Here is a 13138-nt window from a genome sequence, read left to right as displayed (position 1 = left end):
TGTGTTCTGGTGGTTTTTTACATTCGGCTAATTTGTATTTTATACATCACTAATTGAATAAATGTATAATCAATTAAGCCAAAAAAAAGTATTTGACCACTGGAATAATTAGACATATTATTATTTAAATACTATTGATCTATATATGAATCATGATGGCGAAAGGTGGCTTTGATCATGAAGCAGATGACCATTCGTGCAGAACTGGCGGACTACCTCAAGAAGAATGGAATAACAATTAATCAATTCGCAGAGGTATCTAAAGTGAATTCGGGCACAATTAGCAACATTATCAATGGGAATCGGCCTATAGCCATGCAGCAATTAGACCGTATTACAAAAGGAATGGGATTAGAAGAAGGCGGCTTTTATGATATGTATGTGGAGGAGTGTTTCATACATTCCAATCCCAATTGGAGACGACTTCGACCTTTTCTATATCGCTGTGCTGAACTAGATAAGCTGGAATGTATAAGTCGGGTGATTGGAATCATGATGGACAGCCTATCTTATACACCCTCGTTGTTTGATACAGCAGAAGATTTTTTTGTACAAGGAAAATATGATGCTGCAGCGTTGTTATACCGGAGTGTCGCGGAGAGTGAGAAGTATCAGCATTCAGAGCGGCTGGCTTTTTGCCAATACAGACTGTTCACGATTGCTCTAGGGGGTGATCAGGATCTGAATTTGCGAGCAGCTGTGCAGTTTGAGGGTTTTGTAAATCGGCTTGATGAAGTCGATCAACTTGACGCGCTGAAGGCTCTGGCGAATACATATAGCGCATTGAGGTATTGGGATAAGGTAATGCTCATAGCTATTGAAATTGAAAAAAAAGCATCCATTCAATATAAGTATAATAATGAGCGAGCCAGAAAAAACGGGTTACAGAAGGAACCTGCAATGCCCTTATTTTCATATATTCTATTTTCTTATGTGTTACGTTCAGTAGTTTACAGAGAGCTGGGAGATTATGATAGAGCATTGCAGTATGTTAACCTTTACATGGATATGAGCTGGATCCGTGAGGATACGGAGGAAGCTTTGCAACTTATGAATCGATGTATGGGTTGGGCACAGGGCAATATATATTTACTGAGAATTTTAAAAGGTGATGTGACAGCGCTTCCGGAATATGTGACCTATATTGAAAAAAGAGAGGAAGACATTCTTCCAGGTCTGTTCAAAATCCTTCAGGCAGCCAATCACTATGATTTTAATGTGGATGATATTCTTCAGCGGTTTGAGCAAGAAATATCAGATTATAGAGATCAGCAGAGAAATCTTAAATGTTATAATCGACAAATTATCGAAGACAGATACACTTTTTTTATGGCTGAAATAGCATTGTATTATATAAGAAGAGGAAAATATGAGCTTAGTATAAAGTATATAATGGATAGTTTGGAGACTTCTGTAAGGATTAATAACGAATCCTGTATAATAAAGTGTGTCAGAATGTTTGAGCAGCTTCGGCATACTGCATCTTTAGAAACGCAGAAGCAATACCAAAATCTGATTAGAATCAATGAAAAGAAAAATGGTTTTGTTATTGGAAGTGCCTAGTATTGATAGTTTTATAGAAGAAACAAAAAAGAGTTTTCAGATTAAATCTGAGATCGCTATCTATTGAATTGTAGTAATGCACTTTAATGTAAAATATAGAATTTGACATATACCTCTAATATATTAAATTAGGGAGGTAGTGTTAATGAATGATCAGGAAATTATCCAAAAGAGAATAGAGGGTGCTAGAAAAAAACTTTATTTAATGGAGAGGCAACACGGAGGGCTTTTGCATCCGAATGTGATCAGACAGTCCATGAGATTAGATGAATTAATTAATCAGTACAATAAAGCAGTACATAGCGATAATGAGGATTGAAGAGAATGGTTAAACACCCTACATAATGATATTGCAACTTCTGATGAAGTATAGAGCCAGCGCTGTGCGCGGGCTTTTTGGCTTGTTGGATCTCATAAAATAAATCAATGCTGCACGCTTGTCATGCCCGTCTGCATATTGCGGCCAAGTCCCTCATAGACATGTACTAATCAATGCATTCAAAACAGGTTAAGGGGATGATGTCATGCGCCGGATAACATGGGTACTCGCGATCATTATGAGCGTGGCCCTGGTGATGACGGGGTGCGGGAAGAAGGATGCCGCTTCCGTAGTCAAGGATTTGAACAATGTGGCTGACAAGTTGGAAAGTAAGCAGGGAACGTACCAAGGTTCTGGCACAATGACCCTGTATACCGGGGAACAGCCGCAGGAGTATAAGGTAGAAGTATGGTACAAGAATCCTTCCTACTACCGGATCAGCTTGGCAAATGTTCAGAAGGATATTACGCAGATCGTACTTCGTAATGATGAGGGAGTGTTCGTACTCACACCAAGTATGAATAAGAGCTTCCGTTTCCAAAGCGATTGGCCGGATGATCAAGGTCAGGTCTATCTGTATCAGACGTTGGTTCGTGGCATAGTTTCGGATAATAACCGCCAATTTGTGGAAGATGGAGATAACTATGTGTTCGAGGTAGCCGCGAATTATCAAAGCAATGCCCTTGTGCGGCAAAAGATTTGGCTTGATAAAAAGACTTATGAGCCTAAACAGGTTCAAGTCTCTGATTCTGAGGCGAAGGTAGTTGTAAACGTGAAGTTTGACACCTTCAAATTCGATACGGATTTCACCAAGGATTCCTTTGATATGGAAAAGAACATGGCCTCGGGTAAGTCCGCAGAGAGCACAGTAGCTGAGGTTGATGAGAATGGTAATCCGGTTACAGCTCCTGAGGGCCAAGAACAGGCTGAACAACCAGTGGCAGCAGAGCTTGGAGACTTTGGGATCATTGAACCTGATTATATTCCAGCTGGTGTAGAGTTCAAGGACTCGCATAAATTGGAGGGCAACAAAGACCATGCTGTTCTCATCCGATATGATGGGATTTATCAGTACACTATTATGGAATCCCGTCCACTGGACCGTGCGGTAGCACTGGCGCCTGGAACCCTGAAAGACCTTGGTTTTACGTGGGGAGTTCTGAGTGGGGATGAGCAGCAGACATTGACTTGGATGTCTGAGGGTGTAGAGTACCGAATTACAAGTGCCAATCTTCCTGCTAATGAAATGATGCAAATTGCCGCTTCTATGGAGGCACAATCGGGTAAATAATAAAAAGTAGGCGGATACTGCGTTTTGTGGGATTCTTTCCTCTACAACGTAGTATCCGCTTTTCTTTATTTGCCGGGGCTCCAGCACACATTGACAGCCACCTTCTGTAGCATTACCATTGGTACTAAGACAATGATTAATGCAATGCAGCAATGACGTTTTACTACAACGTAAGAAGGTGACTTGAAGTGCAAGCAAGCTATCGACCGACAGTAGCCGAAATTAATCTGGATGATTTGCGTGCCAATTACGAAGCCTTTCGCCGCTACTTGCCGGCAGAGACAAAGTTTATGGGATGCGTCAAAGGAAATGCGTACGGCCATGGAGCAGTGGAAGTGACACGGGAGCTGGAAAGACTCGGAGCAGATTATGTTAGTGTGGCTTTTTTGGATGAAGCATTGGAGCTGCGTCAGGCGGGAATACTGATTCCTATACTGGTGCTTGGCTACACTTCCCCAGAAGGAATAGCCGTTGCCTGGGAGAACCATGTAACTGTAACACTGTTCACACCGGAGGTACTGGAGGCTATAAGACAGCTTCCTATAGATCCGGAACATCGGCTGAAGGTGCATATCAAGATTGATAGCGGGATGGGACGACTGGGTCTTTTACCAGCTGACGCACCTGCATTTATCTCTGAAGTGCAGTCTGTTGCGCAGGCGGAGCTGGAGGGTATGTTTACCCATTTTGCCAAGGCAGACGAACAAGACAAAAGCTATACACTGGAACAGCATCGACGGTTCATGAGCGTGGCGGAAACGCTGCGGGAGCAGAACATTCAGATCCCGATCATACATACGGGCAATAGCGCTACGGCCATTGATTCACCTTATTTATCCAGCAACATGGTGCGTGTAGGCATCAGCTTGTACGGATTTTATCCCTCCACAGAGGTGAACCGTCAACTGGTAGAACTACGTCCGGTATTGACGCTGAAGACGCAGGTTGTATATGTCAAAAGCCTGCCTGCCGATTGGGGCGTCAGTTACGGCACTAGGTACATCACAGAGAGCGAGGAGATTATTGCAACGCTACCTGTGGGGTACGCAGATGGATATTCCCGCATGCTAACTGGCAAAGCGGAGGTGCTAATACGTGGACGCCGCGTTCCTGTCGTCGGAACAATCTGCATGGATCAGTGTATGGTATCACTCAAATCTTTCGCTGCAGAAGCGGAACAAATTAAAGCAGGCGAAGAAGTTGTTCTCATCGGCCGTCAAGCTGACGTGATGATCACGGCAGACGAGTTGGCTCTCCAGCTTGGAACAATTCACTACGAGGTTATCTGCATGTTGGCTCATCGGGTGCCACGCGTTTATATAAGTGAAGGCACACTTCCTAAATTAGTAAATGCTCTACTCACAAACTGAAAGTTCTTGACAGTGATGTTATACAAGGGAGAAAATAGAAGGAATTGTATCGTATTAGGAGATGTGACTAAAAGCCTATACGAACCACCATTTCTAGTTTATAATGGGATGCAGCATACTTGATATACTGGCGGCATATATTCCTTGTATAAAATTCCTTGTATATTGTAACACTGGAACACAAGGGCAGAAGGTTTGTGGGGGTGGAAGAGAAGGTGGCTAATTTGCAGAACACCAAAAGAATCATGATCAGCTTGCCCGATCATCTCTTGCAGGAAGTGGACGGAATTGTTCAATTGGAGAATTCCAACCGGAGTGAATTGATTAGGCAGGCCATGAAGCTGTACTTGAGCGAACGGAGGAAACGTTCCATCCGGGAGTCCATGCAGCGCGGCTACATGGAAATGGCTAAGATCAACTTGACCATGGCATGCGAGGCTTTCCTCGCGGAGGAAGATGCAGACAGCACTCTTGGCCGCTTAGTAAGCGGGGTGTAGACATTGATCGTTAAACGTGGCGATGTTTTTTTTGCTGATCTTTCGCCGGTTGTAGGTTCTGAACAAGGCGGAGTAAGGCCAGTTCTGGTCATCCAGAACGATATTGGCAATCGCTTTAGCCCGACGGTAATTGTGGCTGCAATCACAGCCCAAATCCAGAAGGCTAAGTTACCTACACATGTGGAAATTGACGCAGCTGCTCATGGCTTTGACAGAGATTCTGTTATTTTGCTGGAACAGGTTAGGACGATTGACAAACAACGCTTAACTGACAAGATCACCCACCTTGATGATGAAACGATGAAAAAGGTGGATGAATCGCTGCAAATCAGCCTTGGTCTGATTGATTTTTAATCACCCTAGGTTATAGATAACTCATGAGATTGGCGCTCGGGTACGAATCCGGGCGTCTTTTAATATGCGTTTTTGCGTATAGTAAATAAAGAATCGTTAGGTCTTCACTTTTTGAAAATGATCTGATATTATTAGACCGTACGGTCGGTTTAGGAGGTGCTTAGAATCAAAGGACGCTCAGACGGAGAAGAAACTAAAAAAAGAATTGTGCGTAAGGCCACGCAGCTGTTTGTACAGAAGGGTTATGCTGCCGTAACTATGAATGAAGTTTGTGTAGCCTCGAATGTCAGTAAGGGCAGTCTGTATCACCATTTTCCGAGCAAGGATGAGCTTTTTCTATTTGTAGTGGAAGTGGATACGTTAGAGTGGCTGCAAGCGTGGAATGATAAGAAACAGGAAATTGCAGGGATCGAAGAACGATTTTATGCGTTAGCCGAGCATTACGCAAATGATTTTCAAAATCCACTGATTCATGCGCTCGAGGAATTCTCCAGAAGCAGATGCCACCCGGAAGAGATTAGCAAGCGGCTTTCACTTCTTTATGAAGCAGCCTCACATGCTTGTCGTGATCTTTTGAAGGAAGGGATTGAAACAGGATATTTGGTAAAGGGCGACTTAGAGAACTATGTAATCATCGTGAGTGGCATGCTTGAAGGGATTGGAAGAGTTTCTGAATTCTCGATTCATGAGAAGACCCAGGAGGATATAAAAAAATATTACCGGGAAGCAGTAAATTTATTATTACAAGGGATCCGTACGGGGTAAGATAACGAGGGGCATGAAAAGAAGCTTTACATTCAGGAACATGAAGGCTGAAGCTTCTCAAAGGCACCGGAATAGGAAGGGGTATTTTTTTACTATTATTTAGACCGGATGGTCGGTCTTAACATGCATAATATTCGAAGTTTTGGCTTTAAACACACGGAGGGTTAATACAATGTCATTGTTACTTAGAAACAGAGGCGCTATGCTGCTTGTTATGCTTAATATTTTTCTGGCTTTTACTGGAATTGGGCTAGTAGTCCCAATAATGCCAACCTACATGAATGAGCTTGGGATCAGCGGAAGTACTGTCGGGCTCTTGGTCGCCTCCTTCTCGCTTGCCCAATTATTAATATCGCCATTTGCCGGCAGATTATCCGACAGAATCGGTAGAAAAAAGGTGATTGTAGCAGGTTTGATCGTGTTTGCGATATCGGAGCTGATTTTTGGTCTGGCCAATGTACCCTGGCTCTTGTTCGTTTCGAGATTGCTTGGTGGTGCAGGAGCTGCTTTAATTATGCCGGCAGTTATGGCTTATGTAGCAGACACGACTTCTTTTGAAGAGAGAGCTAAAGGAATGGGGCTAATTAATGCAGCCATTACCACCGGCTTTATTATTGGTCCTGGGATTGGCGGTTATCTTGCTGAGCTTGGAATGCGGGTACCCTTTTTCTGTGCGGCTGGGGCAGCTGGAGTTGCAGCTCTAATTACAGTTTTAATTTTGCCTGAGTCTCTATCTGAAGAGAAACGTAAGGAAGCGACGTTATCAAAAAATAATCAGGAAAGCTTCTTGACGCAGCTGATGCGTTCTTATCGCGAACCGTATTTTTTCGGCTTAATTATTGTATTTGTTATGGCTTTTGGGCTGGCTAATTATGAAACGGTGTTCGGATTGTTCGTGGACCATAAATTTGGCTTTACGCCTAAGGATATCGCTTTTGTAATTACCTTTGGTTCTATTGCAGGTGCGGTGGTGCAGGTGTCCGCGTTTGGCTGGATCTTGAATAAATTCGGGGAGAACAAGGTGATCTCCACTTGTCTTATAGTCTCATCATTGTTTATTCTGCTGACCTTGTTTGTAAGCGGCTTTTGGGCGATTATTACGGTTACCTTTATTGTGTTCTTTGCAATGGATATTCTGCGTCCAGCAGTAGGCACACAGCTTTCCAAGATGGCCGGAGAATCGCAGCAAGGTTTCGTAGCGGGAATGAACTCAGCTTATACAAGTCTCGGAAATATTGCTGGGCCTATCGTCGCAGGGTATTTGTTTGATCTTAGTATTAACTTCCCATATGGGGCAGCCGCGCTCGTTCTGGCTTTGTGTTTTGTATTGTCACTGAGTTCCGGAAAACGGGGAATGGGACAGCGGGCGTAATCGCCGAATCCGGGCTCTGACCACTCTACCATGCCTCGCTTTATCGCACAGCGGTTCAGTACAAAGCGCGCTATTCGGGCTGGTCTTTTGTGCAGAGCCGAATCTGTGATACTATTTTAATTATGAGATCAAGATATGTATAAGCAGATTGTGTACGGGAAGAGGGATACTAATGGCGGTAGATAACAGCAATACGGAAGTCATTACGGATGAGGCAAACGTACAGCGGGAGCAGGAATTGATAACCGTAGCGATTGCCAAGGAATTGAACATTAGTCTGAAACAGGTACGCACTACGGTAGGACTGCTGGATGAGGGAAATACCATTCCGTTCATCGCCAGATATCGGAAGGAAATGACGGGTGAGCTGGACGAAAATGCGCTTCGTGATATTGAAGAACGGCTGGGTTATCTTCGCAATCTAGGCGAACGTAAAAAAGACGTTATACGCAATATTGAAGAGCAGGGTAAGCTGACCAAAGAGCTTCATGAGCAAATTATCAATGCGGTCAAGCTTCAGGAAGTAGAGGACTTGTATCGTCCCTTCAAGCAAAAGCGTAAGACGCGGGCTAGTGTTGCGAAGGAAAAAGGACTTGAGCCGCTTGCTAACTGGATCTTGGAGCAGCAAAGACAAGGGGATCCACAGACTGAAGCATCGAAATATATTGATGTGGAAAAGGGAGTAGAGAGCGCAGAACAAGCGCTGCAAGGCGCACTGGACATCATTGCCGAGAACATAGCAGATGATCCTGCGATCCGCTCTTGGGTTCGCCAGTATACAGCAAGTCAAGGTATTCTTGTGTCTGAAGCAAAGGATGCAGAACAAGAATCTGTATACGAAAATTACTATAGTTACCGTGAACCTGTACACAAAATGCCACCTCACCGCATCTTAGCAATTAACCGTGGTGAGCGTGAAAATATATTGAAGGTAGGCATTGAGGTCGTGACTGATAAAATTCATGCCTATATTGCACGGAAAATTATTAAAGGGCCATCCCCGGTGAAGGAACTGCTGGAAGCAGTGACTGAGGATGCCTACAAACGTTTGATTGCTCCTTCTGTAGAACGTGAAGTTCGTGGAGAGATGACCGAACGTGGGGAGAACCAGGCGATTTCGATCTTCTCTGGCAATCTACGTAGCCTGCTGCTGCAACCGCCAGTAAAGGGACGTTGTGTGCTGGGTGTTGACCCTGCATACCGTACTGGCTGTAAGCTGGCTGTTGTAGACGATACAGGTAAGCTGCTAGAGGTAGCTGTGACCTATCCGACGCCGCCGAACAACAAGAAGCTCGAAGCTGCTGCTAAGTTCAAAGAGTTGATTGCTAAGTACGGCATTCAGCTCATCGTAATCGGCAATGGTACAGGCTCGCGTGAAACGGAGCAGTTTACAGCAGAAGTGATTGCCGAGATTGGCAATCCAGAGCTGGCGTACCTGATCGTTAATGAAGCGGGAGCGAGTGTCTATTCGGCTTCCAAGCTGGCGCAGGAGGAATTCCCGGATCTGGATGTAGCGGAGCGCAGCGCGGCTTCTATCGCCCGTCGTGTGCAAGACCCGCTGGCGGAGCTGGTGAAAATCGATCCGAAAGCTATTGGTGTGGGACAGTACCAGCATGACGTCTCCCAAAAGCATCTGGAGGAGAGTCTTAAAGCCGTCGTGGAATCAGCGGTAAACCATGTTGGCGTGGATGTGAACACGGCATCTCCTGCCTTGCTCTCTTATGTAGCAGGGGTTAATGGAACAATTGCTAAGAATATCGTTAAATTCCGGGAAGAGAACGGCAAGTTCACGACTCGGAAGCAGCTGCAAAAGGTACCTCGTCTAGGTGCCAAGTCCTATGAGCAATGTATCGGCTTTCTCCGGATTCCGGGTGGAGACAACACCTTGGACCGCACGCCTATTCACCCCGAGTCCTATCCGGTGGTGGATCGTTTGTTCCGTGAGCTAAGCCTCGATGTGAATAAGCTTGGCAGCAAAGAAGTGGCCTCACAGCTTGAGGTGCAAAATGCCGAGGAGCTGGCTGTGAAGCTGGATGTCGGCGTGCCTACGCTGCGCGACATCCTGGAGAGCTTGCAGCGTCCGGGCCGCGATCCGCGCGAGGAGCTGCCGTTGCCGATCTTCCGCACCGATGTGCTGAAGATCGAGGACCTGGTTCCTGGCATGGAAATGCAGGGAACCGTCCGCAACGTTATCGATTTCGGCGCATTTGTCGATATCGGCATCAAAAACGATGGGCTGGTGCATATTTCCCAGCTCAGCGGCAGCTTTGTGAAGCACCCGATGGACGTTGTCTCCGTAGGAGACAATGTCACCGTCTGGGTGATGGGGGTTGACCTGAAGAAGGGCCGGGTCAGCTTGACGATGCGTCCGCCGCGTGTTGAGGCGGGAAGCGTAAAGTAGACAGATCGAAGTGATCCTCAAAGAACGACAACAAGAAGCCAGTCTCCATTATTGGGGACTGGCTTCTTGTTGATTATTTTCAGCTGGAACCCTTTTTGTCATTATAGGAGTGAAGGACGTGCACTCTTTGGGTAAGTTTAGAGTAACAGTTGAACTAATGGCTTATTACTAGGAGGAGATAGATGTGGGAAATCCATTGAAAGAATTAAAAAATAGTGTGAATGGCCTGAAGCAATCCCTTGACGGAGTTAAGCAATCAGTAGAGGGGTTGAAAGAACCTATAGATGAGATGAAGGGAAACATTCAGATCACGTTGGAGCAGGCGAAGGACAGATCTGAGGGATTCAAATCGGAGATCAATCGTATGAAGGAATGTGTGGAGGAAACTAAGCTGGTTGTTAATGAGGCGAAGGAAACGGTAATGGAGGCGGGTGAGGTGCTTTACACTCAAAAACGCTATAAAAGATTGTTGAAGAAGCAAAACCGAAAAATGCAGCCTGCAAAGGCAGGCCGCCGTTTACTATAATCAGCCGGAAGTCCAAACATTCACCGCAGTTACAACCCGTACCTTTTAATTATAGGAATGAGAGGGAAGCGCATTTAAAAAAATCTGCAACAGCTCATTTACCGAAGTCTCCATATTGGAACGTTGCTCAGCTGCAAGCCAATCCTCTTGAATGATGATGTAGCTGCAGGAGCTGCTTTTTAAATAGCTGTATATTATTTGTGCTTCGTCAATTTCATGGCGGCCGATCGCTGCCGGGGTCTGATTGGGTTCACTGTGAAAAGTGGTCATAATCGCTGACTTTATTGCCGCTTGCAGGTGGGTGATATCCGGTTGATCATATTGTAGCTTGGTATGGGACAGGATACGGTTGCCCTTGAGCAGAATGAGTTTAAGCGTCTGTTCATTCATGGCCTCAAGAACTGCAATATTCTGATTCTCTTGAGCGAATTCGATGACCTTCTCTTTGTGAATCAGGAAGCTGACAGCTCCAATATAATCCCTGTATTTGGCGGCGGTTTCGAAGTCATAGTGCTCCGCGGCCACTGCCATCCGCTGCTCCATTTCCTCGAGGATGCTGGAATCTGAGCCGTTTAGTAAGCCAATGACCCGATCAATAATTTTATTATATTGAACAGCGGCATCTCCGCCTGCACACATCCCTATGCATAGGCCAAGCGAATGGTTTAGGCATAGGGAATTTTTAAAGCTAGGGTTGCTGCAAAGGATTTTTGAGCTTTCTTTAATGCCTTGCACTGCCCGTTCCACCGTGCTTCTGCTTGTATAGGGACCCAAAACCTGAGTGCCTTCTTTGACCGCAGGATCATAGGTGATCTCTAACGAACGTATTTTTTCATTCGCTCCTATTACGATATAGGTATAAGCCTGCGGATTTTTCATTTTTTTATTGTACATGGGTTTGATCTCTTTAATTAATTTGCATTCCAGCATAAAGGCTTCGAATTCTGTATCCGTAAGGATGATTTCCAGATCTTTAATATTTCTTACAAGTTGCTTAACCTTTGGGGAATGAGATTTTGAGTTTTGAAAATAGGATTGGACTCTCCGTTTTAACTGTTTTGCCTTGCCAACATATATAATATGACCGAGATTATCCTTCATGAGATAAACACCGGGAGTTAGGGGAAGGCTTTTAAGTTTTTCTGTTAAATGAATGATAACCCCGCCCTCTCATAAGAGTTGTATGATTGATAGTTTTAGTATAAGCTTGCAACCTTCATTTGTTCAAATCAGTCTAAAGAGTGAAGGATCGAAGCTAAGGAGGGATCTTATGTACTTCGCAAAAAAAATCGGTGGGCTGGCGCTGATAGCAGCAATGTTATGGCTTACAGCATGTAGCGGAACGCCAGAAGCAGGGACGGAGCCGAAGCAGACGCCAGAGCATTCACAAGAGCAGACGCCAGTGCAGACGCCAAAGCAGACACCAGAGCACACACAAACTGCACAGCCAGCGGCTACTACACAACCACCACAGGAGACGGAACTACCACAGGAGACGAAGACATCAAGTACGGGACAGCCGCAGGATCTAGAGGGATTGCCGCCATTAGTTGAGGAAGCGGCGTCTACGGTAATGAACTCCATTAAGAATAAGGATATGAAGCAATTAGCGGCGTGGGTACATCGGGATAAAGGGCTACGCTTCTCTCCATATGCATACGTGGATACAAAAAATGATCTTGTATTCACCCAGGAGGAAGTAGAAGGATTAATGAATGACTCTACCAAAAGAGTCTGGCGAACATTTGCTGGCTCCGGTGATTTAATCGAGCTTACATTCGCAGATTACTACAAGCGGTTTGTCTACGATGCGGACTTCATTCAGAAGGCCGAAATTGCTGTGAACAAGGGGCTTGGACAAGGGACGACAATCAACAACTTAAACGAAGTGTATCCAAAGGAGCAATATGATTTCGTTGAATATCATATTGCTGGTATCGATCCTTCTGTCGAGGGAATGGATTGGCGCAGCCTGCGTCTAGTTTTTGAGAAGATCGGAGAAGACCATGCATTAGTCGGCATTATTCATGATCAATGGACGCCTTAGCTTACGGACTCAGATGACGCTAATATGGACGCCTTAGCTTACGGACTCAGATGGCGCTATTATGGACGCTGTTTGCCTGCTTCAACTGATTATTCACATCCGTTGGCATACGCTGATCCTTACGGACCTAGATGACGCTATTCGCGTTTTTTTAGCGATTAGAGTACAGTTTCGGACTCCAGTGCAGCTATTCATCAGAAAAAGGCATATCTATGGTGCTTTTTGAGCCAATAGCGACGATGGAGTCCTTTAGTAGTCCAAATGTGCGATTATGCAACGAATAAGGTCAACTGGGTCCGATAGTAGCTGCATTCCTATCCGCTGTAGACCCATCTGTTGCACACCTAACTGCTGCATACCTAACTGGTGCACACCTAACTGGTGCACACCTAACTGCTGGACACCTAACTGCTGCATACCTAACTGGTGCACACCTAACTGGTGCACACCTAACTGCTGCATACCTAACTGCTGCATACCTAACTGGTGCACACCTAACTGCTGTGCACCTAACTGCTGTGCACCTAACTGCTGTGCACCTAACTGCTGTGCACCTAACTGCTGTGCACCTATCTACTACACACCTATCTGCTGCGTTCGCATAACGCAAACATTGGAGCATCGCTGATTTGT

At 45.2% G+C, this 13138-nt stretch carries 13 protein-coding genes; 11 read left to right on the top strand and 2 right to left on the bottom strand.

Going from position 1 to position 13138, the window contains the following annotated elements:
• The first annotated feature begins 177 nt into the window (after positions 1-177).
• The 10 genes from MKY63_RS04965 (at position 178) to MKY63_RS04920 (ending at position 10458) form a co-directional block, all read left to right on the top strand.
• The gene (locus MKY63_RS04965; protein WP_038569043.1) at positions 178-1563 is read left to right on the top strand and encodes a helix-turn-helix transcriptional regulator; all 1386 of its coding nucleotides are present in this window, start codon (positions 178-180) and stop codon (positions 1561-1563) included.
• Positions 1564-1708: 145 nt separating this feature from the next.
• A complete protein-coding gene (locus tag MKY63_RS04960) occupies positions 1709-1882 on the top strand; it encodes an aspartyl-phosphate phosphatase Spo0E family protein (protein WP_094903681.1) in 174 nt (57 codons plus the stop codon).
• A gap of 205 nt (positions 1883-2087) precedes the next feature.
• On the top strand, positions 2088-3173 hold the full coding sequence (locus MKY63_RS04955) for an outer membrane lipoprotein carrier protein LolA (protein ID WP_036686774.1): 1086 nt from the start codon (positions 2088-2090) through the stop codon (positions 3171-3173).
• Positions 3174-3361: 188 nt separating this feature from the next.
• Positions 3362-4543 (top strand): alanine racemase, encoded by a 1182-nt coding sequence (gene alr / locus MKY63_RS04950; RefSeq protein ID WP_036686775.1) that lies wholly within the window; start codon positions 3362-3364, stop codon positions 4541-4543.
• A 215-nt stretch (positions 4544-4758) separates the two neighbouring features.
• Complete coding sequence (locus tag MKY63_RS04945; RefSeq protein ID WP_025698676.1) at positions 4759-5040, top strand: CopG family ribbon-helix-helix protein; 282 nt, start codon at positions 4759-4761, stop codon at positions 5038-5040.
• Between the two features lie 3 nt (positions 5041-5043).
• The gene (locus MKY63_RS04940) at positions 5044-5394 is read left to right on the top strand and encodes a type II toxin-antitoxin system PemK/MazF family toxin (RefSeq protein WP_036686777.1); all 351 of its coding nucleotides are present in this window, start codon (positions 5044-5046) and stop codon (positions 5392-5394) included.
• Between the two features lie 156 nt (positions 5395-5550).
• Positions 5551-6159 carry a TetR/AcrR family transcriptional regulator gene (locus tag MKY63_RS04935; RefSeq protein WP_339811793.1) on the top strand — a complete coding sequence of 203 codons (609 nt, stop codon included), beginning with the start codon at positions 5551-5553 and terminating at the stop codon, positions 6157-6159.
• Positions 6160-6331: 172 nt separating this feature from the next.
• A complete protein-coding gene (locus MKY63_RS04930) occupies positions 6332-7531 on the top strand; it encodes an MFS transporter (RefSeq protein WP_076100052.1) in 1200 nt (399 codons plus the stop codon).
• Positions 7532-7703: 172 nt separating this feature from the next.
• Complete coding sequence (locus MKY63_RS04925) at positions 7704-9932, top strand: Tex family protein (RefSeq protein ID WP_339171856.1); 2229 nt, start codon at positions 7704-7706, stop codon at positions 9930-9932.
• A gap of 184 nt (positions 9933-10116) precedes the next feature.
• Positions 10117-10458, top strand: coding sequence for a hypothetical protein (locus MKY63_RS04920; RefSeq protein ID WP_076186722.1), 342 nt, complete (start codon positions 10117-10119; stop codon positions 10456-10458).
• A 45-nt stretch (positions 10459-10503) separates the two neighbouring features.
• Here MKY63_RS04920 and MKY63_RS04915 read toward each other — a convergent pair whose 3' ends face one another.
• On the bottom strand, positions 10504-11559 hold the full coding sequence (locus MKY63_RS04915) for a GIY-YIG nuclease family protein (protein ID WP_339811790.1): 1056 nt from the start codon (positions 11557-11559) through the stop codon (positions 10504-10506).
• Positions 11560-11728: 169 nt separating this feature from the next.
• Here MKY63_RS04915 and MKY63_RS04910 point away from each other — a divergent pair, with 169 nt between their 5' ends.
• Entirely contained in the window at positions 11729-12505 is a 777-nt protein-coding gene (locus MKY63_RS04910) for a hypothetical protein (protein WP_339811787.1), read from the top strand.
• A gap of 249 nt (positions 12506-12754) precedes the next feature.
• On the opposite strand, the gene MKY63_RS04905 is transcribed toward MKY63_RS04910, so the two are convergent.
• Positions 12755-12982, bottom strand: a complete 228-nt coding sequence (locus MKY63_RS04905; protein WP_339811785.1) for a hypothetical protein — start codon at positions 12980-12982, stop codon at positions 12755-12757.
• Between the last annotated feature and the right edge of the window lie 156 nt (positions 12983-13138).

The sequence above is a fragment of the Paenibacillus sp. FSL R7-0189 genome (assembly GCF_037969925.1).
Classification (GTDB): Bacteria; Bacillota; Bacilli; order Paenibacillales; family Paenibacillaceae; genus Paenibacillus_AQ; species Paenibacillus_AQ odorifer.
This window is presented reverse-complemented; position numbering and strand designations above follow the sequence as displayed.